20 protein-coding genes are annotated in these 24,200 nt (G+C 58.2%); 10 read left to right on the forward strand and 10 right to left on the reverse strand.

Annotation, left to right across the window (positions count from 1 at the left end):
• Window positions 1-40: 40 nt before the first annotated feature.
• Window positions 41-1,453 carry an aminotransferase-like domain-containing protein gene (locus QVZ43_RS13665; RefSeq protein WP_302910369.1) on the reverse strand — a complete coding sequence of 471 codons (1,413 nt, stop codon included), beginning with the start codon at window positions 1,451-1,453 and terminating at the stop codon, window positions 41-43.
• 178 nt (window positions 1,454-1,631) lie between these two features.
• Here QVZ43_RS13665 and QVZ43_RS13670 point away from each other — a divergent pair, with 178 nt between their 5' ends.
• The 3 genes from QVZ43_RS13670 to QVZ43_RS13680 all read left to right on the forward strand — a co-directional run bounded on the left by QVZ43_RS13670 (window position 1,632) and on the right by QVZ43_RS13680 (window position 4,051).
• Window positions 1,632-1,973 (forward strand): hypothetical protein, encoded by a 342-nt coding sequence (locus tag QVZ43_RS13670; RefSeq protein WP_302910370.1) that lies wholly within the window; start codon window positions 1,632-1,634, stop codon window positions 1,971-1,973.
• Window positions 1,970-2,782: a PhzF family phenazine biosynthesis protein gene (locus QVZ43_RS13675; protein ID WP_302910371.1), complete on the forward strand. Its 813-nt coding sequence runs from the start codon at window positions 1,970-1,972 to the stop codon at window positions 2,780-2,782. The genes QVZ43_RS13670 and QVZ43_RS13675 overlap by 4 nt, the downstream gene beginning before the upstream one ends.
• Before the next feature lie 63 nt (window positions 2,783-2,845).
• Window positions 2,846-4,051 carry a BaiN/RdsA family NAD(P)/FAD-dependent oxidoreductase gene (locus QVZ43_RS13680; RefSeq protein ID WP_302910372.1) on the forward strand — a complete coding sequence of 402 codons (1,206 nt, stop codon included), beginning with the start codon at window positions 2,846-2,848 and terminating at the stop codon, window positions 4,049-4,051.
• Window positions 4,052-4,085: 34 nt separating this feature from the next.
• On the opposite strand, the gene QVZ43_RS13685 is transcribed toward QVZ43_RS13680, so the two are convergent.
• From QVZ43_RS13685 to QVZ43_RS13700, 4 genes are all read right to left on the reverse strand, one after another.
• Window positions 4,086-5,852 (reverse strand): SLC13 family permease, encoded by a 1,767-nt coding sequence (locus tag QVZ43_RS13685; RefSeq protein WP_302910373.1) that lies wholly within the window; start codon window positions 5,850-5,852, stop codon window positions 4,086-4,088.
• Between the two features lie 4 nt (window positions 5,853-5,856).
• Complete coding sequence (cysC, locus tag QVZ43_RS13690) at window positions 5,857-6,465, reverse strand: adenylyl-sulfate kinase (protein ID WP_223793017.1); 609 nt, start codon at window positions 6,463-6,465, stop codon at window positions 5,857-5,859.
• A gap of 99 nt (window positions 6,466-6,564) precedes the next feature.
• Window positions 6,565-7,416, reverse strand: coding sequence for a universal stress protein (locus QVZ43_RS13695; protein ID WP_302910661.1), 852 nt, complete (start codon window positions 7,414-7,416; stop codon window positions 6,565-6,567).
• Window positions 7,417-7,492: 76 nt separating this feature from the next.
• The gene (locus QVZ43_RS13700; protein WP_302910374.1) at window positions 7,493-8,980 is read right to left on the reverse strand and encodes a SulP family inorganic anion transporter; all 1,488 of its coding nucleotides are present in this window, start codon (window positions 8,978-8,980) and stop codon (window positions 7,493-7,495) included.
• Window positions 8,981-9,271: 291 nt separating this feature from the next.
• Between QVZ43_RS13700 and QVZ43_RS13705 the strand changes: the two genes are divergently transcribed.
• Window positions 9,272-10,552 carry an MgtC/SapB family protein gene (locus QVZ43_RS13705; protein ID WP_302910375.1) on the forward strand — a complete coding sequence of 427 codons (1,281 nt, stop codon included), beginning with the start codon at window positions 9,272-9,274 and terminating at the stop codon, window positions 10,550-10,552.
• Here QVZ43_RS13705 and alkB read toward each other — a convergent pair whose 3' ends face one another.
• Window positions 10,553-11,203, reverse strand: coding sequence for a DNA oxidative demethylase AlkB (gene alkB, locus QVZ43_RS13710; RefSeq protein ID WP_302910376.1), 651 nt, complete (start codon window positions 11,201-11,203; stop codon window positions 10,553-10,555). It lies immediately after the preceding gene.
• Between the two features lie 113 nt (window positions 11,204-11,316).
• On the opposite strand from alkB, the gene QVZ43_RS13715 reads away from it, so the two are divergent.
• Complete coding sequence (locus tag QVZ43_RS13715) at window positions 11,317-14,130, forward strand: HD domain-containing phosphohydrolase (RefSeq protein WP_302910377.1); 2,814 nt, start codon at window positions 11,317-11,319, stop codon at window positions 14,128-14,130.
• 53 nt (window positions 14,131-14,183) lie between these two features.
• The gene (djlA, locus tag QVZ43_RS13720) at window positions 14,184-14,975 is read left to right on the forward strand and encodes a co-chaperone DjlA (protein ID WP_223793012.1); all 792 of its coding nucleotides are present in this window, start codon (window positions 14,184-14,186) and stop codon (window positions 14,973-14,975) included.
• Between the two features lie 22 nt (window positions 14,976-14,997).
• Here djlA and QVZ43_RS13725 read toward each other — a convergent pair whose 3' ends face one another.
• The gene (locus QVZ43_RS13725) at window positions 14,998-15,606 is read right to left on the reverse strand and encodes a methyltransferase family protein (protein WP_302910378.1); all 609 of its coding nucleotides are present in this window, start codon (window positions 15,604-15,606) and stop codon (window positions 14,998-15,000) included.
• A gap of 197 nt (window positions 15,607-15,803) precedes the next feature.
• On the opposite strand from QVZ43_RS13725, the gene QVZ43_RS13730 reads away from it, so the two are divergent.
• Together QVZ43_RS13730 and QVZ43_RS13735 are read left to right on the forward strand one after the other, a co-directional pair.
• Complete coding sequence (locus QVZ43_RS13730) at window positions 15,804-17,276, forward strand: amidase (RefSeq protein ID WP_302910379.1); 1,473 nt, start codon at window positions 15,804-15,806, stop codon at window positions 17,274-17,276.
• Window positions 17,277-17,618: 342 nt separating this feature from the next.
• Window positions 17,619-19,496 carry a sensor domain-containing phosphodiesterase gene (locus tag QVZ43_RS13735; RefSeq protein ID WP_302910380.1) on the forward strand — a complete coding sequence of 626 codons (1,878 nt, stop codon included), beginning with the start codon at window positions 17,619-17,621 and terminating at the stop codon, window positions 19,494-19,496.
• A gap of 1 nt (window position 19,497) precedes the next feature.
• Here QVZ43_RS13735 and QVZ43_RS13740 read toward each other — a convergent pair whose 3' ends face one another.
• Window positions 19,498-20,226 carry a pseudouridine synthase gene (locus QVZ43_RS13740; protein ID WP_302910381.1) on the reverse strand — a complete coding sequence of 243 codons (729 nt, stop codon included), beginning with the start codon at window positions 20,224-20,226 and terminating at the stop codon, window positions 19,498-19,500.
• Window positions 20,227-20,633: 407 nt separating this feature from the next.
• Here QVZ43_RS13740 and ilvG point away from each other — a divergent pair, with 407 nt between their 5' ends.
• Together ilvG and QVZ43_RS13750 are read left to right on the forward strand one after the other, a co-directional pair.
• Window positions 20,634-22,334, forward strand: coding sequence for an acetolactate synthase 2 catalytic subunit (ilvG, locus tag QVZ43_RS13745; protein ID WP_302910382.1), 1,701 nt, complete (start codon window positions 20,634-20,636; stop codon window positions 22,332-22,334).
• Window positions 22,331-22,609 (forward strand): ACT domain-containing protein, encoded by a 279-nt coding sequence (locus tag QVZ43_RS13750; protein ID WP_302910383.1) that lies wholly within the window; start codon window positions 22,331-22,333, stop codon window positions 22,607-22,609. The genes ilvG and QVZ43_RS13750 overlap by 4 nt, the downstream gene beginning before the upstream one ends.
• A 192-nt stretch (window positions 22,610-22,801) precedes the next feature.
• Here the strand turns inward: QVZ43_RS13750 and cynS are convergent, their stop codons facing one another.
• Entirely contained in the window at window positions 22,802-23,245 is a 444-nt protein-coding gene (gene cynS / locus QVZ43_RS13755; protein WP_302910384.1) for a cyanase, read from the reverse strand.
• Window positions 23,246-23,272: 27 nt separating this feature from the next.
• Window positions 23,273-24,172: an ABC transporter ATP-binding protein gene (locus QVZ43_RS13760; RefSeq protein WP_302910385.1), complete on the reverse strand. Its 900-nt coding sequence runs from the start codon at window positions 24,170-24,172 to the stop codon at window positions 23,273-23,275.
• Window positions 24,173-24,200: the final 28 nt, after the last annotated feature.

The raw sequence follows: 24,200 nt of genomic DNA on the forward strand, positions 1-24,200 counted from the left end.
AGTGAGTTGGCCCGGGCGTGGGTGCACTCCAAGTCTGCGGCTATGAATCCGCCAGCAGTTCGTTCGCTATAGCACCCAGGCGGCGGACGGCGAACTCCACCCGTTCCGACCAGGGGTTGGCGGCATTCAAACGCAGGTAGTTCTCGTACTTGTCGCTGATTGAGAACATCCGACCGGGTGCGATATTGATGCCCTCGTCCAGGGCCTTGTGATACAGGCGCGTACCGGACACATTTCCGGGTAACTGGACCCAGAGTACAAAGCCACCCTGCGGTCGGCTGACCGCCGTACCCTCCGGGAAGGCATGGCCAACCGCCACCCGCATGCGTTCTACGGCGTCCCGATACTGTTGGCGGGCAACCCGCAGATAGCGCTCGTAACCGCCCTGTTCCAGGAAGCGTGACACCGCCAGTTGCGGCAGGCTCGCGGTCGCCAGATTACTGAAGTACTTCTGTTGCTTCGCCTGCGGGTAATGTCGCCCCGGGAGCATCCAGCCCAGACGCAGCCCCGGCGAGATGGTCTTGGAAAACGAACTGCAGTAAATCACGTTACCGGTGCGATCGAAGGCCTTGGCGGGCTTCGGTCGCTGGTCACCAAAATACAGGTCGCCGTATATGTCATCTTCGATCAGCGGAGCGCCCGCCGCATCCAGCAGGGAGACCAGTGCCTGCTTGCGTTCGTCACTCAATTTCGCCCCCATCGGGTTACTGTGGTTGGTGACCACGATACAGGCCCTGACCGGCCACTGCTCCAGCGCCAGCTGCAGGCCTTCGAGACTCAGGCCATCGGTGGGATGGGAGGGAATTTCGATCACCTGCAGGCCAACCACCTCAAGTGCCTGCAGAATGCCGGGGAAAGACGGTGACTCGATCGCCACGATATCCCCCGGCGACGTCACCGAGCGCAGGCCAAGGATCATGGCTTCCTGGGCGCCGTTGGTGGTCAGCACGTCTTCGGCGGTGCACAAACAGCCCAGACCATTCATGCGCTGGGCGATCTGGCGGCGGAACTCGGCTTTGCCGGGAAAGGCATAGTCCAGAACTTCGGTGCCGGGCCGCGCAGCCCAAAGGGTCGCCTGCTGGATCTGCCTGACCGGGAGAAAATCGGAATGGGGAATTGCGGCCGCCAGGGGCACGGTCTGGGTCCTCTCGTCCGAACAAAGCTCCAGCGCCATTTCTCGGGCGGTGGCGGGTACCGGTTCGGCCCGTGTCAGCTCCATCGTCGGCTCTGGCGTATCCAGCCGCGGTAGACGCACAAAGTAGCCGCTGCGTTCACGGGCCTCCAGATAGCCTCTCCCTTCCAGCGTCTGATGAGCCTGCAAAATGGTAGACACACTGACACTGAACTGACGGCTCAGAACCCGAACACCGGGCAGCCGCTCGCCTTCACGATAAACGCCCTCGTGAATCAGAGTCTGAAGCTGGTCGGCAACGTGGTTGTATAGCATTCCCATAACGACATCCTGCCAGAAGCCCGGCCCAACCATGCAGTACAGTTACCCGGGATTCACTGCAGCACAGATACAAAATACAACCATCTGTACCGGTTCAATTTCATACTAGCTGAATCTGTACTGGTTTGCCCGGCGGCGAGACAATGGTGTCACCCTACACGGAGAAGGAATCCCGACCATGAGCACCAACAATCTATTCGCAAGCAGCCCGGGTACCGGTCAGACCGGATCCCGCAAGGACATTCTTGGCCTGACCTCGGGCAAGCTGTCCGACGAGCAGACTCACGGAAGCTGGGCGGCCATCACCGGTAACCTCGAACAGCTGGAACGCTTTGGCTTTGAGGTGCTGATGGCCGACCCCTTCCACTGGATTTTGCGATACAGGGGTGCACTGCCGGAGTACCATCTCTACAGTACTCTGGAACTCGCCCTTTTTACCGAACGCAACGTCTCGGCGGCATCTCAGTCAATGGCCCCGCAACTCATCCGCCAGCAAGGAACAACGGAGGAACACCCATGAGCACTTACCCTATCTATCAGGTGGATGCGTTCACCAGTGAGGTCTTCGGTGGCAACCCTGCAGCGGTCATGCCGCTGACCGAATGGTTGCCGGATGAGGTGATGCAGAAGCTGGCGCAGGAAAACAACCTGGCGGAAACCGCGTTCATTGTTCCGGAGCCAGAAGGCGCCGAGCAGGATTTTCACATCCGCTGGTTTACCCCGGGTGCCGAGGTGCTGCTCTGTGGCCATGCCACCCTGGCCACCGCCTGGGTACTGTTCAACAAGCTGGACTTCCCCCGTCAGCAGGTCAGCTTTCGGTCCAAAAGTGGCCCGCTGGGTGTGAGTCTTCAGGACGATGGCTGGCTCGAACTGGACTTTCCCAACCTGGCCTTCGAAGAACGCCCGACGCCGGCCCTGCTGCGCGATGCCATGCCCGAAGCCGGCGACAAAGTGCTGTTCGTACCCAACGACACCAACTATCTGGTGGTGGTGGAAAACGAAGCCGCCGTGCGCAATGCCAATCCGGACCTGCGTCTCCTGAAGCGGCTAGGCAATCAGGGCGTCATCATCAGCGCGCCAGGCGACGTTTCTGACTTCGTCTCCCGTTACTTTGTGCCCGCCGTTGGCATCGACGAAGATCCGGTCACCGGCTCCATCCACAGTGTGCTCACCCCCTTCTGGGCGGAGAAGCTGGGACGCAGCAAGCTGCTGGCTCATCAGTTGTCGGCCCGGGGCGGTGTGCTGAAATGCGAATTAAGAGGCGAACGTGTGGGCATTGCCGGACAAGCCGCGTTCTACATGGAAGGACAGGTAACACTGTCGGTCTAGCAGCGCTGAAAATTAATGGCCCGGGCTGTATACTGCCCGGCCAATCCAAGCACGCCAGCCTCTATGACCGACTCAGCCAAAACCATTCCCTCAAGTCACTTTGATGTCATCATCATCGGCGCAGGTGCGGCGGGTCTCATGTGTGCAGCTACCGCCGGTTACCGTGGCCGTCGGGTGCTGGTGATCGACCACGCCAACAAGCCCGGCAAGAAAATCCTGATGTCCGGCGGCGGCCGGTGTAACTTCACCAACCTGAACAGCACCCCAGCCAACTTCCTGTCCGACAACCCGCACTTCTGCATTTCGGCGCTCAAGCGCTACACACCACAGCATTTCGTGGAACTGGTCGATCGTCACGGCGTGGAGTATGTGGAGAAGGCACCCGGGCAACTGTTCTGCAAGGACAGCGCGAAAGACATCCTGAATGTACTGAAAACCGAATGCGATTGGGCGGGTGCCGAAATCCGAATGCGAACCACGGTATCGGCTGTTGCAGAAACCGACGGTGGCTACCGGCTGTCCACCAGTTCCGGCACCCTTTCCTGCGAGTCACTGGTCATTGCCTCCGGCGGGCTTTCCATTCCCACCATGGGCGCCACCGGTTTTGGATATCGCATTGCCGAGCAGTTTGGATTGAGGGTATTGGCCACCCGGGCGGGCCTTGTGCCCTTTACATTACACCCCGAGCTCAAAGAACAACTCTCGCCCCTGTCCGGCATCAGTTGCCCGGTGGAAGCCAGCTGCAATCACCAGCATTTCCGTGAACCCATGCTGGTCACCCACCGTGGCCTGAGTGGCCCATCTATGTTGCAGATTTCCAGTTTCTGGCAGCCCGGCGATGAACTGGCCATTAATCTGTTGCCAGCGCAGAATGTATTTGACGACCTGATCGGCCTGCGGCGAGACAAGCCGCGAAGTACCCTCGCCAACTATCTCTCCCAGTACCTGCCCAAGCGATTTGCCCAAGCCTACAACGATCTTCAGGGTTGGAGCGGCCCACTGCAAGGCTACAAAAACAGCGACCTCGAACAAATCGCTGATACCCTCAGGCACTGGACTATCAAGCCCGCTGGCACCGAAGGCTATCGCACCGCAGAAGTCACCCTCGGAGGCATCGACACCCGCCAGCTCTCATCAAAGACCATGGCGACGCTTGAGCGCCCCAACCTCTACTTCATTGGTGAAGTATTAGACGTCACCGGCCATCTGGGCGGACACAACTTCCAGTGGGCCTGGGCATCGGGCGTGGCGGCGGGGAACGATGTGTAAAGCGGGTCCTCAGTGCCTTTTGCCAGGGCGGTCTTTAGAAGCTCCAAACCATCGGGACCAGAAACAAGACCACCGAAGCGGTTAATGCTGCGAGAGGCAAGCCGACCCGGATGTAATCCCCGAACCGATACCGCCCTGGCCCGTAAACCATCAAATTGGTCTGATAACCCAGCGGTGTGAGGAAGGACGCGGACGCCGCAAACATCACGGCAATTGCGTAGGGTAGAAAATTCACTCCAAGCTGCTCAGAAACGGCATGCGCTATCGGAAACATCAGGACAGCCGCAGCGTTATTGGTAATGACCTCGGTGAATACCACCGTCATAAAGTACACCAGAGCCAAGGCTATCCACGGTGTCAAAACGCCTAAACCTAACAGGCTGCTGGCAATCACCTGTGCAGCTCCTGTTTGGGACATCGCATTCCCAAGCGCAAACGAAGACGCAATGACGACCAACACCGGCAGATCCACACTTCGCCTGGCCCGACTGGCAGTGATGCACCCAGACGCGATCATCAGACCAGCGGCCACAAACGCGGCCTCCATGATCGTAAGAAGACCAGATGCACTGGCTGCAACCATTATTCCAAGGATGCCAATCGCACGCGGCGCCTTATGAAAATCCGGGGGCGTTGAGTCATTCAATGCGCTGACCAGCAGGAAGTCCCGGCGAAACCGGTACTGTTCCACGAACTGATGACTGGCTTCCAGCAGCAAGGTATCCCCCATGCGGAAAGTAATGTCACCCAACTTACCCGAGACGCGCTTTCCCTCTCGGGATACCGAGAGAATGACGGCATTGAAACGAGTCCGGAACCGACTATCGCGAATGGTCCTGTTAAGTGCCGGGAATTCGGGCCCCAGAACCACTTCCACCAGGCAACGCTGGTGATTGGCTACATCGAGCTTGTGGACATTGCCACTGGCGGGCTTCAACCCCTGAATCCGGCGCAATTCGCTGGCGCATTCCGGTGCCCCGACAAAGTAGAGCCGGTCGCCGGCCTGGAGCATCCGGTCCGGTTCCACCGCCGTAATCAAGCGCCCGTCGCGGTCAATTTCGGTCAGATAACCGTAATTCAGCGCTCGCAGACCAGCCTCGGCGATGGTCTTGCCAACCAGCGGCCCCGGGCTCATGACTTCGACCTCTACCCCGTATTCCCGAACCTGATCCAGTTCTTCGGAAACACCACCACGATCGGGCAATAAGCGGGAGGCAAAGAAAACCAGAAAGGCGCCTCCCACCAGCAGGAGCGGAACGCCCACCCAGGCCAGTTCAAACAGCCCCAGATGGATACCGATCTGACTCTGCAACATGCCATCGACAACCAGATTCGTACTGGTCCCTATAAGCGTACAGGTACCGCCCAATATGGCCGCATAGCTCAGGGGAAGCAGCAATTTAGAGGCAGGAATCCCGAGGCGCTGAGCCCAGTCCTGGATGGCAGGAATGAACATGGCCACCACGGCAGTGTTATTCATAAAACCGCTTAGCAGTCCGGTCGGGGCGACCATTCGCAATTGGGCCCCCCTTTCGGTTTTCGGGTGCCCCAGCATCAGCCGTGCGATCCATTGCACTGCCCCGGTTTCCTTTAGCCCGGCGGCAACGATGTACAGCGTGGCAATGGTTATCACTCCCGGATTACCAAAGCCGGCCAACGCATCGGCGGGCCCGAGAATCCCGGTGATCAGCAGGAAGGCCAGCGCTACCATCAGAATCAAATCGGCCGAAACACGCGTCACTGCAAGCGCCGATAACACCGAGAACAGGGTGATCAGCGTGAGTATGCCCTGCCACTCCATGGAGTCAGTCCTTAGGGGAGATCAGTCCGCGTCCCAGTAGGTATTCGATCAGTGTCTCGACACAGTCATCAACCGACATGGTCGAGGAATCCAACCGGATATCAGGTCGGGCTGGAGCTTCGTAAGGGGAGTCTATCCCGGTGAAACTTTTGATCTCGCCAGAGCGGGCCTTCCGGTAAAGCCCCTTCGGATCCCGTTCTTCACATGTTTCCAGCGGCGTATCCATGAACACCTCAATGAACTCACCGGCCGGAAACAGGTTTCGAACCAGGCGACGGTCACTGGCGAAAGGCGAGATAAAGGCGCTGAGTACAATCAGCCCTGCATCTGCAAAGAGCTTGCTGACCTCTCCGATACGACGAATGTTTTCCACCCGATCCGTGTCGGAAAAACCCAGATCCTTACAAAGACCATGCCGGACGTTATCCCCGTCCAGCAAAAAGGTATGGTAGCCCCGCTCATGCAGCGCCACATCCAGAGCGTTGGCAACCGTCGATTTACCCGATCCACTCAGGCCCGTGAACCAGAGTAAGCAAGGTTTTTGGCTTTTGTTTAAAGACCGATCCGCGCGACCGACTTTATGATGGTGCCAAACAACATTTTTTCCAGCCAACGTCTACCTCCTTATACCAACTGACTTGCATCCCAATTTACGGAAACGTCGCTTCGATAAGCGATCATAACCCATCCTGCCCTTTTACGTTTTCACAAATCAGCGCAAAATCACCAGTGGCGTCGTCGCCGTCTTGAGCATCTGGGTGGTGGTACTACCCACCAGGAACTGGCGGATTCTGGAGTGTCCATAGGCACCCATGACCAGCACATCAATATCATGCTCCTGCTGATACTCATGCAGGGCCGGTTCTACATCTCCAGCCCGGATAGCCATGGTGATGTCTGAGCCCAGCGGATCAAGCATTTTCCTGGCTTTTTTCAGCTGTTCCCACTGGTCGTTGGTGTCGGCGCCAATCATCACCAGATGCAAAGGCATGCCCTTGAGGACGGGGCTGTTGGCGAGGATTTCCACGCCCTTCAGTGCCGTCACGCTGCCATCGAACGCCAGCATTGCGCTCTTGGGTGCGTTGAATTCATCGGGCACCAGCAGGATCGGACGGTGGACACTGCGAATCACGGTTTCCAGCTGACTGCCGATGTGAATGTCACGATCCGAACTGCTCTCGCCATGCAGCCCCATCACCAGCAGGCGCGTCTCGCTCTCAAGCGCCAGCAGCGACGCCGTGAGGTCGTCGTGGCGCTGGCGCTTGCTGATGTCTTCGACGCCTGAATCGCGAACCCGGCGCTCCGCCTCATCCAGCATGTTATGGCCGTGCTCAAGAGCGAGCTTGGCGCGCTTGCGGTCCAGCTCTGCCAGTTCCTCCAGCAATTGTTCCCGGCTTCCCAGGCCAATATTGCCGGCCAGGTCGGGCTCTGCAGGGAAGCGCTCTTCGTCCAGTACGTGCAGGAGCGTCATGGGTGCCTGCATGTGGCGGCAGGCCCAGGATGCATAATCACAGACGGCCGGTGCAGCGCGAGAACCGTCGATACAAGCCACAACTCGTTGCATGTTCACCTCACCTTGCTGATCGTTCTGATTATTATTCTGGCTGCGATCGTCTCCGGATGCCTTGGCCTGGGTCATCTCAATGGCCCATGAGCTGGTCAACGGCGTCCGGCTTGTCGTGCACTCCAAAGCGGTCGACGATGGTGGCGCTGGCTTCGTTCAGACCAATCACCTCAACGTCCGCCCCTTCCCGGCGGAACTTGATGACCGCCTTGTCCAGCGACCCCACCGCCGTGATATCCCAGAAATGGGCGCGACTCAGATCAATCACTACCTTATCGACTGCTTCCTTGAAATCAAAGGATTGCAGGAATTTTTCCGACGAGCTGAAGAATACCTGGCCAATCACCTTGTAGGTGCGGGTATTGGTCTGATCGTCCAGTTCGGAACGGACGATCATGTAGTGACCAATCTTGTTGGCGAAAAACAGGGCCGCAAGCAGTACCCCGGCCAGCACACCGTACGCCAGGTTGTGTGTGGCGACCACCACGATCACCGTCACCAGCATCACCAGGTTGGTGGAGACCGGGTGCTCTTTGAGGTTGCGAATGGATTCCCAGGAGAAGGTACCGATGGAGACCATGATCATGACCGCCACCAGTGCCGCCATGGGAATCTGTACCAGCAGGTTATCCAGCACCAGCACCATAATCAGCAGGAAGACACCGGCAATCAGGGTCGAAAGACGGGTACGGCCACCGGATTTCACGTTAATCACAGACTGGCCGATCATGGCGCAGCCGGCCATACCACCGATCAGGCCGGAGCCAATGTTGGCGATGCCCTGCCCTTTGCACTCCCGGTTCTTGTCACTCTCGGTGTCGGTCAGGTCATCCACGATGGTGGCCGTCATCATCGATTCCAGCAGGCCCACGATGGCCAGAGGAATCGAGTAGGGAAGGATGATCATCAGGGTTTCCATGTTCAGGGGCACATCCGGCCACAGGAAGATCGGTAGCGTATCCGGCAGCTCACCCATGTCGCCCACGGTACGGATATCCAGCCCCATCAAAACGGACACCACGGTCAGGACCACAATACACACCAGCGGTGAAGGAATCGTCTTGCCTACTTTGGGCAGCAGCGGGAACAGGTAGATAATGCCCAGCCCGGCCGCCGTCATGGCGTACACATGCCAGGTCACATTGGTCAGCTCTGGTAACTGAGCCATGAAAATCAGTATGGCCAGCGCGTTCACGAAGCCGGTGACCACCGATCGGGAGACAAACCGCATCAGGCTGCCGAGTTTTAGGTAGCCGGCAACAATCTGGATGACACCGGTCAGGATAGTGGCTGCCAGCAGATACTGCAGCCCATGCTCCTTGACCAGCGTGACCATCAGTACCGCCATAGCGGCAGTGGCCGCAGAAATCATGCCCGGGCGACCACCCACAAAGGCAATGATCACCGCGATACAGAAAGAGGCGTACAGGCCGACCTTGGGATCCACGCCCGCAATGATGGAGAAGGCAATGGCCTCCGGGATCAGCGCCAAGGCCACCACGATGCCAGAGAGAATGTCGCCTCGAATGTTGGATAACCATTCGTTTTTCAGTGTATTAACCATGTCGGGTTCCGTTTTTGGTAAAGCGGGTCAAAAGACGCTCACAGAGCGGGCCGGAAGATCACAACGAAGGTCCGAATAGATAGAATGCGGCAAAAGGTTGGACGCCGGGACAACGGGAGCTTCGGGATGCCGGTGGGCTTTGACCTTACAGGGTAGTAAACAAGGGCCGCGAAGCTTATCAGATTCGCCCATGGCACGTAAGGTAAGGGATGACCGCTGGGTTTATGCTCTTTGCCCCTGGCAGCTACAATAACAACTGCCTTTTCCGCAACTTATGGAAGCCAAACACCTATGGACGAGGTCAGCAGCCAGTTCATCGCCACTAACCAGACCACCATTAACCTGGCGGTCGCCTTGCTGCTGGGGGCCATCATTGGCTTGGAAAGGGGCTGGGATGCCAGGGACCAGAAATCGGGCGAACGCATTGCCGGTATCCGGACCTTTGCGCTGGTAGGCTTGCTGGGCGGCGTTTCCGCGGTTCTTTCGGAGGCTATCACCGCCTGGGCATTTCCGGTATTACTGGCCAGCGTGGTCGCCATGAACGTGGTTGGCTACAGTCAGCGCCTTGCCCATATCCGCAATTTCAGTATCACCAGCATGGTGGGCATGGTGCTCACCTTCTGTTTCGGCGCGATTGCCGTGGCCGTGGACCCCGTGATGGCGACGGCGGCAGCGGTGGTAACGGCGGTGATTCTGGATAACAAGCAAGACATTCATGGCTGGGTGAGCAAACTGAAGGAACATGAGCTGGACGCGGCCCTGAAGCTGCTGTTGATTTCCGTCGTCCTGCTTCCCCTCCTGCCCGATGAAAAGATGGGGCCGGGCGGCGCGCTCAACCCGCGGGAAATCTGGTGGATGGTGGTGTTGATTGCGTCTGTGTCGTTCGTGGGATACTTCGCCATGCGCGTTGCCGGCACCCGAAAGGGCATCCTGTTTACCAGTCTGTTTGCCGGCCTGAGTTCCTCCACCGCGCTGACTTTGAACTATGCCCGCCAGTCTGCCGACAACCCCCAGATCGCCCCTCAGCTTGCCTCGGGCATACTGATCGCCTGCGGCACTATGTTCCCCAGGATTCTGGTGTATGGATTCGTGATTAATCGCGATTTGCTGCCCTTCCTGGTGGCACCCGTCATCACCATGGCAGCCCTGCTGTACATTCCGGCCTGGCTGATCTGGCGACAGCACTCCCACAAGCCAGCCCTCAGCACTATGGAACTGAAGCAAAACCCCCTGGACCTGCCCTCTGCAGTGGTGTTCGGCGTGCTGCTCACAGCCATTCTGCTTCTGGGTGAACTGCTCAAGGAATGGCTGGGCACGGCGGGTATCTACATGCTGGCGTTTACCTCGGGCATTGCCGACGTAGACGCCATCACGCTGTCACTAACCCGTATGTCCCACGACCGCCTGGCGCTGGATGTGGCAGCACTGGCCGTGGTGATCGCTGCAGCTACCAATAATCTGGTGAAGTCCGCCATGGCCTGGGGCATCGGCGATCGGCAAGCTGGCAAGCTGGTGGCCGTCCCGATGATGCTATCCATGGCCGCGGGACTCTCGGTGGCCTGGCTGCAATAATCAGCCTGCCTTTCGAAAGGTCAGGTTATAGCGGTAACGGCCAGTCAGTGGGTGTTCACCCTCTTTCAAGCGCAGAACACCATGATAGAAGCGTCGGGAAGGCCCTCCCCAGACCACTACATCGCCATGACCAAGGGGAATGTTTTCAGGTCGCTGATTCCGCTTTGCGCCGCCAAACTGGAATACCTGGGGTAAGCCAAGCGATACAGACACAATGGGCTGACTGAAATCCTGCTCGTCCTTGTCCTGGTGCAGGCCCATCCTGGCCCCGGGCTCGTAACGGTTGATAAGACAGGCATCTGGCATGAAATCCGGATAGCCCGCCTCTCGGGCAGCTTGATTTGCCAATTTGAACAGCGGAGGGGGCATGTCGGGCCATGCCCTGCCAGTAAGCGGGTCTTCACTCTGGTATCGATACCCCCGTTCATCGGTAACCCAGCCCAGTTGCCCACAGCAGGTCATGGCGGCGGACATGGTATGGCCACTCGGGGTCAGCATGTGCCGAAATGGGGCCGTCCGCGCTACCATCGCAATGGCATCCAGCAAATCCCGATCCGAATCACAGGCCCGTCCCCGAAGCACCACCGCGCCTTCAACGATCCTTTCGCTGTATTGCTCCGCCGGCTGATCCTGAAACAGATCCATGGTCATGATTGTTCACTCTGCCCTATGCCAGAAAAATAACCGCTCCGGGTCTAACCTTCATAAGGTAATACCAATCTCCTTCACGCCCAAACTCCGGCCTGGTTTTAAAGGATCCCCCGATGCCCCGACGCCACCCTGCCCCACGAGTTTCGCTGGCGATGCTTATTGCTGCGGCGGTCAGCTTGGGCATGTTGCTACTGACCCTGATCATGGTCGGCCAAAGTTTTCTTGGCCTGGAACGAGCCAAAGTGACCGCCGCGAGCGACGCAGCCCACCAACTGGTGATGAACGCAGACGACCGGCTTCGCTCCGTGACGCGGCCACCGGCCATTACCCTGGCTCTGTTAAGCCACGACCCTCTGGGCCAGGCCAAAAACCTGGAGGAGCGCCTGGAACGCCTGCCAGCCATCGTCGACATTCTGAAGGCCAGCGAAGTTGTCAGCGCGGTTTACGTGGGCTATCCAAACGGCGAATTCTTCCAGCTACGTAAAGTCGTGAGCTCTGGTTTGGTTCAATTCCATGACGCTCCCAGAGGCGCGGCCTACCTTGTCCAGGCCTCGGCACCCGATGGAAGCAAGGGCCAGCGCCTGCGGCACTTCTACGATGCAGCACTGAACCCCATAGGCGAGCCAACGATTCAGGAAAGCGACTACGACCCCAGAAACCGCGACTGGTTCCGGACTGCTACCCGTTCGGCCCAGGCCGAACTCTCTCCGCCCTATGTCTTTTTTTCCACCGGAGAAACCGGAATCACTCTCTCGCACCGGGCCAGCGAAGGCGATGCTGTATTCGGAATGGATGCCACGGTGTCCGATATCAAGAGCCAGTTGTCCGAACTCAAACCCACCGCGAATACCCGTGTCGCTATCCTGAATGGTGAGCAGGAGATCCTGGTTGACACCGGCGGTGGTGCCGAGAATGAGCCAGTGCTTCTGGCAGCTGCCCAACACAAAGGCACCACGATTGGTAGCAGTTCTGTCCGGCGTTTCAGGATGAATGGCCAGTACTGGTATGGCACCACCGAGACTTCCAATGTTTTCGAGGAAGAACCGCTGACCGTTGCGGTCGTCATCCCATCGAAAGAACTTCTGGCGCAGGTCTGGAAGCTGTTGACTCAACAGGCTCTGATTGCCGGCCTGATCGGGCTCTCTATGGCCATCATTGGCTGGTTCCTGGGCCGGCGGGTGGCCCGCCCGCTGGAAACTCTCACCAACCGGGTGGGCCAATTGTCACAGTTTCGCTTTGATAACTGGGAGGCGCCCACCTCACGAGTCAGGGAAGCCCATCAACTGGGCTCCGCCCTGGATGACATGGCCGGCTCCATCAGCAGCTTTCAGCGCATTTCCAATGTTCTTAACCTTGGCCAGAACCTGAACGAGTTATTACACGACATTCTGACCCAGATCCTGAGCATCGTCGGGGAAAAGCGTGGCGGCATTTACCTATTCAGCAAACAAGCCGGAGCCCTGAATCTCGCCGTCGACAAAGATCCTGGCCTGCCAAAACACATCAAGGGAGTGTCGTCGGCACAACCAAACGAGGAGATGATCCGAAGCCTGGGCCAGCAGCTTGCCGGGCATCCACTGGTCACCATACTGCGCAACAGGAACGGCAAGCTGGTCGGAGCTCTGGTGATTGAGATGGAGCGCGGCGATCACGCACATCTGAGCGACGAGATGGTTGCGTTCGTGCATCAGATTTCCGGCTCGGCGGCCGTGGCCATCGAGACGCGGGAACTGATCGAAAGCCAGCAGGCCCTGCTGGACGGCACGATCCAGCTGGTTGCAAACGCCATCGACTCCAAGTCCCATTACACGGCAGCCCACTGCACCCGGGTTCCCCAGTTAGCGGAGATGCTGGTGGCCGAGGCCATTGCCAGCGACCAGGAGGCCTTTGCCGGCTTCACCCTGAGTGATGAAGAGCACTATGAATTCAGACTGGCCGCCTGGCTGCACGACTGCGGCAAGATCACCAGCCCCGAGCATGTCGTTGATAAAGCCGTCAAACTGGAAACCATTCACAACCGAATCCATGAAATACGCACCCGCTTTGAAGTGCTGCACCGGGACGCAGACATCCGCTATCTCAAACGGCAATTAAGCGGCGACGACGAAGCCGAAGCCCATCAGGAGCGAGACGCCACGCAGAAACGACTCCAGCAGGAGTTCGCCTTTATTGCCAGCGTCAACCACGGCGGCGAAGCCCTCTCTGACTCCGACATCGAGCGTATCCACACCATTGGCCGGCAAACCTGGCAACGTCACTTCAGCGACCGACTCGGACTGTCGTGGGACGAAGCGCAAGCCACCGCCGAGCATCCGGAGCCGATCCTGCCCACAACGGAAGCCCTGCTCAGCGACAAACCGGAACACACACGCCCGTGGGGTGAACACCGGCCTCCGGTCCAGCGAGATGACCCCGGCAATCACTGGGGCTTTGACATGGCTCTTCCGGATTTTGCCGCCAACAAGGGAGAACTGCACAACCTCACCATTACCCGTGGCACACTGACCCCCGAGGAACGGTTCCGGGTCAACGAACACATTGTGCAAACCATCTGCATGCTGGAAACCCTTCCGCTGCCTGACCGGCTGGCGAACGTTCCGCGATTGGCAGGCACCCACCATGAGCGAATGGATGGCCAGGGCTACCCTCGCCGTTTAACCAGCGACCAGCTCAGCATTCCGGAACGCATCATGGTATTGGCCGACGTATTCGAAGCCCTCACCGCTTCCGATCGCCCCTACAAAGACGCGAAATCACTCACTGAATCCTTGAGCATCGTGGCCCGGATGGTGGACGACGGTCACATAGATCGGGATATTTTCACGCTGTTTATTCGCTCTGGCATTTACCGGCGCTACGCTGAATGCTTCCTTGCCCCGGAACAGATCGACCACGTGGATGAACGGCTGTTCATGACCCCGGACTGAAAACCCCGTATATTGAACAGACACTTAACCAAAAAAATGCAGAGGAATTCTTGATGCTCGTTGCGCTGTTTCTGGGCGGCATGATTGGCTACGCGTTCGGCCGGTTTACTGGTTTCCTGATTGGTGCGGCTCTTGGTGCAGTCGCCTTTAACATTCTGAAAGATCGCCTGCTCGGTAAAATTCAGAATATCCAGTCTGGCTTCGTAGAGTCGGTGTTCGCGGTGATGGGCGCCCTGTGTAAGGCCGATGGGCAGGTTACCCGTGATGAGATTCAGGTGGCGGAAGCCATGTTCGTGCGGTTTCGTCTGAATGAAGCCACCAAAGCCAAGGCGAAAGCGGCGTTTGGCCGCGGTAAATCCCCCGACTTTGATCTGGACGCGGAACTGGCGCATTTCCTGAAAATCAGCGGCCGCCAGCCGGCCCTGTTGCAGATGTTCCTGCAGGTACAGGTCTCGGCGGTGGCAGCCGACGGCGTCATCCACCCGGCGGAACACGCCATGCTCGTGCGCATCGCCCGCGGACTGGGGCTGCCGGAAAGCCAGGTGGACCAACTGGAAGCCATGTTGCGGGGTTCCTTCGGCGGGCGCGCAGGCGCTGGTGGCGGATCCGCCCAGCGGTCAAGCTCACAGCAATTGGAAGACGCCTACAAGGTTCTGGGCGTCTCGCCCTCTGCCTCCGACGATGAGATTAAAAAGGCCTATCGCAAGCTGATGAGCGAAAACCACCCGGACAAACTGGCTGGGAGAGGCTTACCGGAAACCATGCGGGAAATGGCGGAAGAACGGACGCGGGAAATCAGCCACGCCTACGACATCATCAAAGATGCCCGCAAAAAAAGCGGCTGAACGGGAACCTGACTAAACCCTATCAGAACCAGCGGGGCACGCGGGCACGGTAATGCTCGTAGGCCTCGCCAAATTTTTGCAGTAGGTCTTTTTCCTCTTCCCGGGCCTGACGCGTAACCACCCATACCCCCACTATCAGGCACACCAGTGAAAACACGCTGGGCAGCGCCAGAAAAAAGCCCAACTGCCCGGTCATGACGGCAATAAACAACGGATTCCGGGATTTGCCGAAAGGCCCGCAGGTAATCAGCGTTCGTTCGTCATTTCGCGGATCAATACCGGAACGCCACTCCTCGTGCATGAAGGCCTGCAGGTAATTCACCGCAGTGTAGGAAACCAGCAAGAATACCAGCCCCGAAAGAAGCACCGGCCATTGGTAGAGGCTGTCAAAAACACCCAGCACACCGTCAATATCGGCAAAAATCCGAATCAGGCAGACACCAAGAATCAAGGCACGAAACACATTGAACGTCTGCCGATGCCACCAGGGCGCAGCGCCCCTGGCACCGTAATTGATGTGGGAAAACCCCATCCGTCGGTAGAGCCCCAGACTCCGGCTGGAAAACTGCAAGCCGATCATCAGGAAAAAGATGCCCAAAAAGTGGCGTACCAGAGGTTCTATCAAATCCATCGAAATCTTGTCCGTTTTCGGTCTTGTTTAAAGCTTATTCCCAGTTTCCCCAAGTGCAAAGCGTCCGGGAAAGAGGCACATCCGAATTTCTTGGAAGTCTGTGCGCTCGTTCCCCTAATGACATACCCCTTGGAAGGACCAATGCACTAAAGTACGAAAACACACCTTCCCCTGCCACGACGCTTTCAGGAGCTAGCATGTCCGAACCGGTTCACGCCTTCGCAGACGATGCCTTGGGTACCGATGACGCAACCGCACTGGCACAACGTGTTCGACGCGGTGACGTCTCTGCCGCCGAACTGACGGACGCCGCTATAAAAAGGGCTTGGGCAGTAGACCACCTGCTTGGCACATTCGCAAGCACGGCCTTTGACATGGCCAGAGCCTACGCCCTGCGCATCGATGCCGGCTCTGACAGTAAGGGACAAGCATTCTTCCGTGGGGTTCCCACTGCCATCAAGGACAACACGGACGTTAGAGGCATGCCTACCCGTCATGGGTCCGACGCCGTGCCAGGTTCCATTGCCTCCCGCACCAGTCCGGTTGCCAGGCAACTGATGGCCCAGGGGCTCGTCTGTCTTGGCAAAAGCAGCATGCCGGAGTTCGGCTTCAATGCGACAACCGAACCGCCCGGCAAGCCTGCCGCCCGGAACCCGTGGAATCCGGACTACTCGACCGGCGCTTCCTCCGGCGGGGCGGCAGCACTGGTCGCAGCAGGCGTCGTACCCATCGCCCACGCCAATGACGGTGGTGGTTCGATCCGTATTCCAGCCGCCTGCTGCGGGCTGGTCGGACTGAAACCCTCGCGCGGGCGCCTGGTTCATAATGACGCCGCCGCAGCCCTTCCCCTCAACATTCTGAGCGATGGCATCGTCAGCCGCAGCGTTCGGGACTCCGCCAACTTTCTGGCCCAGGCGGAACAGTATTTCCATCGCCGAGGCCTACCGCCAATAGGCAACGTCCAGGGCCCGTCCGGCAAATCATTAAGGATTGGCGTTGTGGTGGACTCCATCACCGGCCACCGGACTGATCCTGAAATCCGGGAAGTGGTAGAGACCACCGCGCGCCTGCTGGAAAAACTGGGGCACACACTGGTTCCCGTTGAGGTGCCGGTGGCCTCCACCTTTAGCGAAGACTTCGCGTTGTACTGGGCGTTCCTGGCGTTTGGCGCGACCACCAACGGCCGCCTGATGTTTCATCGGGAATTCGACAAGCGCAAAGTTGATGGACTGACCCGGGGGCTTTCCAAAAAATTCAGGAAACAGTTCTACCATTTGCCTCAGGCACTGTGGCGCCTTCGTCGCTCAGCCCAGGAGTACGAGGCAGCTCTGGACGAACTGGATGCGGTGTTGACACCCGTGCTTGGTCACCCTACCCCTGAACTGGGGCATTTGAGCCCCGAGGTTCCTTTCGAGGAGCTCTTTGATCGACTCGTCCGCTATGTGGGCTTCACCCCTCTGGCCAACACAACGGGGGCGCCGGCCATCGCGCTGCCAGCCGGATTACGCAAGAACGGACTGCCGTTGTCCGTGCATTTCATGTCTCGCCATGGCGACGAGCGCACTTTGCTCGACATTGCCTATACGCTGGAAGCGGAGCGGCCATGGGCACACTGCCCGGGCCGCTCCGCAGAAAATCAGGCTGGCACCAGGGAAGGATCAACCGGGTAACCGGAATCGTTACTGCAGACACAAATCACGCAAGCATCACATTCGTTGGGGAGCTGAAAACGCATACGGTGTTTTCTTTTTTTCCATTGCGCCTGTTCCAACGGACCGTCAGAGCATCCCTGCCTTCGCACCGCGCCAATAAAAGAATACCATTTTATAACAAAGGCATACACCTAATCACCCATTGACGGAGGTACCAGGCTTGCTTGAAATTCGATTGGACAGCCCGCCAACAAATTGCCATCATTAGCCAACCATTTTCGAGCAGTAACAAGCACCTACCGTGCCAACTGAAAACAGAAAAGGACCAGGCCCGGTGCAGCTCGCACAGACCCGAGAGTGATGTCAGAGAACCGACTGTTTACGGACTTCCATGAGCGCTTGATGAAGCTCAGCCACAGCCCCGACTTCATTCAGGACGAGCGGGAGAAGAAGCTGGCTGCGCTAACCGAACTCTGTGCCTCGGCACTGAACGTGGAACGGGTCAGCATATGGGAGCTCAGTCACGGTCACGATAAGCTCACGTGCGAGTACCTCCACGACGCCAAAGCCCATGAATCCGGAGCCCCTGGTTACGACTCCAAAAATCCCCTTGTCTTGTTGGGTAAAGAGCATCCCCGCTATTTCGACGCCTTGACCAACGCCCGCGTGATTGACGCATCGGATGCGCAGACCGACGAACGCACCAATACCTTTACCGAAGGCTACCTGAAGGTGCTCGGCATCTATTCCATGCTCGACGCCCCCATCTTCGATGGGGCGCGCCCAAGTGGCGTTATCTGCCTCGAGGCCATGCACAGCCGGACCTGGACTCTCCCCGAACTGTCCCTGGTTGCCGCCCTGGCCGACACAGTGAGCCTGATCAACACCCACGAAGCGTGGATGGAGTCCAAGCGCAAGCTGGATTACGTCACCCACTTCGACACTCTGACGGGCCTGGCCAACCTGAACACCCTGCGGGAGCGAATGGGTTACCTGATCAGCAAGGCCCGCCGCCAGGGCCGCGACAACTTCCTGCTGATTTGGGCCGATCTTGATCGCCTGAAAACCATTAATGATGGTCTTGGACCACAGACTGGCGATGCGGTGATTGCCGAAATCGGGCGTCGCCTGGGTGCCTTGCGAATCCCCGGAAAAGACGTTCTGGCAAGAATCGGCGGCGATGAGTTTTCAATACTGCTGACGTCTCCCCCGGAGGGCGAGGAAGCAGACAGGCTCAACCAGCGCATTCTCGCTACCATCAGACAGCCGATCGAGGTCCAGGGTCACAGTCTGGATGTGACCGCCAGCCTGGGGACCTGCCGCTTCCCAGGCGATGGCGAAGACGTGGACGCATTGCTCCGGAGTGCCGAGGCGGCCATGTATCACGCCAAGAGTCAGGGCTCGAACCGAGCCTGCCAGTTCGACAACTCCATCCAGGCGACTGCCCGTTCTCGCTTTGTGCTCGAACGTGAGCTCAGGCTGACCATCCACGAGCAGAAGCTGGACGTGTTCTACCAGCCCATTTTCGACCACTCCGGCAAGCAACTGGTTGGCGCAGAAGCACTGGTGCGCTGGAACCACCCCGAACGCGGAATGCTGCTGCCCATTGAATTCCTGGAAGTCGCGCGCGGGGCAGGCCTGATGCGCGAACTCGGCGAGTGCGTTCTCCATCGCGTGTGCCAGGACATCAAGTGGGCGGACAAGCAGAATCTTGAGGTGCCGACAATCAGCGTTAACCTTGCTTCGGAGCAGGTATTGGCATCCCAGCTATCCGAGGATATTCAGGCGATCTGTGCCGACTACGGCGTATCCCCCGGTCGCCTGCACTTTGAAGTGACGGAGGACGCCATTCAGGGTGACTCCCAGACCCTTCGTAACACCCTCACAAAATTGGTAGAAGCCGGTTCGGCGCTGTCGATCGACGACTTCGGAACGGGCTACTCGTCACTCTCAAGACTCAAATCACTGCCCTTCAGCCGCATCAAGGTGGATCGCTCTTTCATCCGCGATATCCCCGGAGACGAAGACGACTGCGCCATTACCCTGTCGATTATCGGCCTGGCTCGCGGTCTGGGGTTGGCCATCGTCGCCGAAGGCGTAGAATCCGAAGAGCACGAGCACTGGCTTCAGGCCCATCAATGCCAGTTCCTGCAGGGCTACAAATACAGCAAACCCGTTCCGTTCGACGAATTGATGGAACGCTTTCTCGCCCGAAAGGACCTTCCCGCCCATCAGTAAGTCAGGTAGTTGGCCCTTCCAGCGCAGAAAGGTCAGGAAAGATCGACAGCACCCGCCGGAAAGACTCCTCCAGGGGCGCGGAAATAACGAGAGCCTCCCCGGTTTCAGGATGGGGCAGTTTGATACGTGTCGCCGCCAGCATCAGCCGCCCTTCCCCGAAGCGTTCCGCAAAATAACGATTGTGGCGACCACGTCCGTGGTTGGCATCACCAATAATGGGGTGACTGACGTGTTTCATGTGCCGGCGCAACTGATGCTTGCGACCGGTTTTCGGTTCGAGCTCCACCAGAGCGTAGCGGCTGGTTGGGTATTTCTCGATGGCCACGTCCAGCGTCGTTGTTGCCAGCGTCCGGTAATGGGTTAACGCATCCCGGACTGCCTGCTCTTCATGTTTGCGCCGCCGATCCTCTGGCTCGTCCCTCAGAGGGTAATCAATCACGCCGCTTGCAGCAGGCCATCCACGAACCACCGCCAGGTATTGTTTCTCCACCTCGCCCGCCATCATGTTCAGGCCGAGCGTCCGCGCCACCTCCGGATCCCGTGCAAATACCAGAACCCCCGATGTGGGACGGTCAAGCCGGTGTAGTGGATAAACATGCTGTCCACCGTTCAGAGAGCGGGCGTACTGCAACGCAAACTCGGTTTCGTGCTTGTCGATGGGGCTGCGATGCACCAGAAGACCGGCCGGTTTGTGGACAGCCAGTAACGCCTCATCTCGGTAGAGCTCCATCAGGGGATTGGTCATAAGACAGGTAAAAGCATCAATTAGTGTAGTGGGAACACAGTTCAGGGCGCAGTCCACGAATAGCGCTGAAGAAATATACAACAAACAGGACCCCGGCAACGAAATCGAATGGCCCAGCCAGAAACTTCCCCGAAACACTTGCGCCCTGTCTTAGTCGTGGGTTAGATTTTGCCCATACGAATTTTTGAATGCAGAGCAGATTGTTTATCCAATGAATTTCAACGCTGTTGTCGTCCTAGTGAAGCTTGTCCTGGTGGTCGTGGTGCCATCCGGGGGCTTCTGCGTGGACAGGCGGGTGAAATAAAACAACCTGACAAGACACCAAAAACCCCCGGCACCGAAAGGTCCCGGGGGTTTTTCTTTATTGGGCAACACAAAAGGACAACACGACCATGAACGGCGCACAACACATTCTGGAAGCGTTCCATCAGCACAGCATCAACACGGTGTTTGGCTATCCCGGCGGCTGCATCATGCCGCTATACGATGCTCTGGTGGACGATGTGGATGTGGAACATGTGCTATGCCGCCATGAACAGGCTTGCGCTCTCGCGGCGGACGGCTACGCCCGAGCCAGCGGAGAATTGGGCGTGTGTATTGCCACCTCCGGCCCTGGCGCGACCAATCTGATTACCGGTGTTGCCAACGCCCATCGCGACTCCATCCCCATGCTGGTCATCACCGGCCAGGTGCCTTCCGGTTTGATTGGCACCGATGCGTTTCAGGAAACCGACGTTCTGGGCATGACCCTCGGCATCGTCAAGCACTCTTACCTCGTTGAATCCGCCGACGAACTGCCGTCCATCATGGAAGAAGCTATCGAATTGGCCCAAAGCGGTCGCCCCGGTCCGGTCTGGATTGATATCCCCAAGGATGTCTTGCTGACCGAAGCCAAGGCACTGCCCTCCAAGCCGACGACGTCCATCGAAACGTCGGCGCCGGACCTGCTCACCGCAATCGACATGCTGCGGGCCGCCCGCAAGCCACTGCTGTACAGCGGCGGCGGTATCAGCCTGGCCCACGCCGAAGAGGCGTTTCGACAGTTCGCGGCCGCCTCTAGCCTGCCCAGCGTTGTAACCCTCAAAGGCATTGGAAACGGCGGCAAACACGACCCGAATCATCTGGGGATGCTGGGCATGCACGGTTCCCGGGCGGCCAACCGCGCTGTCGATGAATGCGACCTGTTACTGGTGATCGGCGCCCGCCTGGACGACCGGGCCACGGGCAAGCTGGATACCTTCGCCCCCAACGCCCGGATAATTCACATTGACGCCGATGCCGGGGAAATCAACAAACTCAAAGCTGCTGACCTGTCCTTGCGGGGTGACCTGACCAGCATCCTTTACGGATTTACGGGAGAACTGAAGAAACAGCCCCTGGCCATTGGGGAATGGCGCAAGCAATGCCGAACCTGGCACGCCACCGGCGGCTTCAACACGGCCGATAACGAAGAGCCCCTGGCCCCCATTACCGGCCCAGCCTTCGTCCGCCAACTGTCCCGCATTGCGCCGGACGACACCATCATTGCCTGTGATGTAGGCCAGCACCAGATGTGGGTGGCCCAGTACTATCAGTTCGACCACCCGCGCCATCACCTGTCCAGCGGTGGATTGGGCACCATGGGCTTTGGATTACCGGCAGCCATTGGCGCCCAGTTTGCCAACCCCGCAAGCACCGTGATTAATGTGGCCGGCGACGGCTCATTCATGATGAATGCTCAGGAACTGGCCACCATCCGCCGCTACAACCTGCCACTGAAACTGATCATCCTGGATAACCAGTGCCTGGGCATGGTTCGCCAGCAGCAGGAACTGTTCTATAACAACCGCGAAAGCCACATTGACCTGAACGACAACCCCGACTTCGTGGCCATGGCCCGCGCCTTCGACATTCCGGCCCTGCACATCGAGCGCACCGACCAGATCCGTCGCGGGATCGAAACCATCCTGGCCTACGATGGCCCGATGCTGTTGCACGTTGCCATCGCCCGGGAAGAGAACGTCTGGCCAATCGTCAAACCCGGTGCCAGCAACCGCGAGATGATTGATGAATCCCAGCGCACCCGAAAAGCCAACAAGGAGCACGTTGCATGAATCCGACCACCCACCCAAATAACGAGGGCATCTACGCCATTGCCTGCACCATGACCCACGAAGCCGCCGCCATGGAGCGCCTTTGTCAGGTTATTCGTATTCGCGGATTCAGAATTGTTCAGATGGCGGTGGATGCAGCGGGCGAGAATCTGAACATCGCCCTGACACTGGAAGGCACTCGGCCGATTGCCATGCTCAAAACCCAGTTGGAAAAACTGCACACGGTAATAGAAGTGGTGCTTAAAGAGCCGATGGCGAAGACCAAAACGGCCTGATGATTTACAGGAGGACACCTTCCTTTGGATTGCCAGAGATAGCAAACCTCAGTGGTCTGCCGGGTGCGGGGAGGTAGGTCTTTTCTTCTGGGAAAAGCTGTCTGAGCGCAGCGAGTTTCTTTTCCCAGAAGAAAAGACCTACCTCCCCGCGCCCAGACTGAGCTCGGCTAAATCCAAAAGGAATCTAACCCATCACCAGGATTTGTAAGGCAAGAACTTCCCATTCATGGTCACCACCACCCGGTCACCTTTCGGGTTCTCCTCCTTATCTACCTCCATCGAGAAGTCAATTGCACTCATGATGCCGTCGCCAAACTTCTCGTGAATGATTTCCTTAAGGGTGTCGCCATAAACACCCACAATCTCGTAAAGACGATAAATCAGCGGGTCTTGCGGAACAGCACTTTCCCAGGCCTTCTTCGGGCATACCTGCAGGGCTTCCGCCACCTGCTTGTCGAGGCCAAGGGTTTCACACAGGGCGAACGCCTTATCCTCGGCCATGCTGTTCATACCAAGGCAGGCTGAGGTGGTGAACACCGGCGACATGCCCAGTGCCTCGGCAATGGCCTCCCAGGTCATTCCCTTGGTGACTTTTGCTTCCAGAATTTTCGCTGTCATCAATTCCTTGTTCATCATGGTCGTTTCCTCTTGTTAAGACAGAGATCAGGCATTGACCGCGTGGGCGGGCGATGCGGATTGAGAGTCATCATCCGGCGTGGGAGCCGAATCCCCGCCAGCGGGCGAAATCACCTTGGGTGTTCCGTCTTTTTCCGGCAGCGCGGTGCTGCTTCGGTTCACCAGGAAATCCACCAGGTAATCCCGGACTTTGTGATAGGACGGATTCTGAAAGATGGTCGCCCGGGCCCGAGGGTGCGGCATATCGACGCTCACACTTTCGGCAATGCGCGCGTTGGGACCGTTGGACATCAGGAAAATGCGGTCCGACAGCAGAATGGCTTCGTCCACATCGTGGGTAATCATGAACACCGTCTGGCGGGTCTCTTCCCAGATCTTCACCAGCTCGTCCTGAATGACGCCCCGGGTCAGCGCATCCAGCGCGCCAAAGGGCTCATCCAGCAACAGCAGTTCAGGCCGGGTAGCGAAGGCACGGGCAATACTCACCCGTTGACGCATACCACCCGAAAGCTGCGAGGGTTTACGATGCATGGCGTGGTCCAGTCCGACCATTTTCAGGTAGCGCTCGCTGTGCTCCCGCACCTGCTCCTTCGACCAAGATGGCCAGCGGGCCTGCACTGCGAAGGTGATGTTCTTCAGCGCCGATTTCCAGGGAAACAGGCTGTAATTCTGGAACACCACACCACGCTCCAGACTGGGGCCTTTGACTTCCTTGCCATTCATCACGAGGTTACCCTCGGTAGCCTCATCCAGGCCGGCCAGCACATTCAGAATGGTGGACTTACCGCACCCTGAATGCCCGATAATGCAGACAAACTCGCCCTTCTCCAGGCTGAAGCGAATGTCCTCAAATACCGTCAGGTCGCCGCCCTGCCCGTCCGGGTAAACCTTGGACAAACCGTCGACTTCCAGAAAGGACTTACTCATAACCAGTCTCCCTTGGGAGGTTCAGGGC

Origin of the sequence: Marinobacter suaedae (genome assembly GCF_030519635.1) — a bacterium.
In the GTDB taxonomy this organism is placed as follows: domain Bacteria; phylum Pseudomonadota; class Gammaproteobacteria; order Pseudomonadales; family Oleiphilaceae; genus Marinobacter; species Marinobacter suaedae.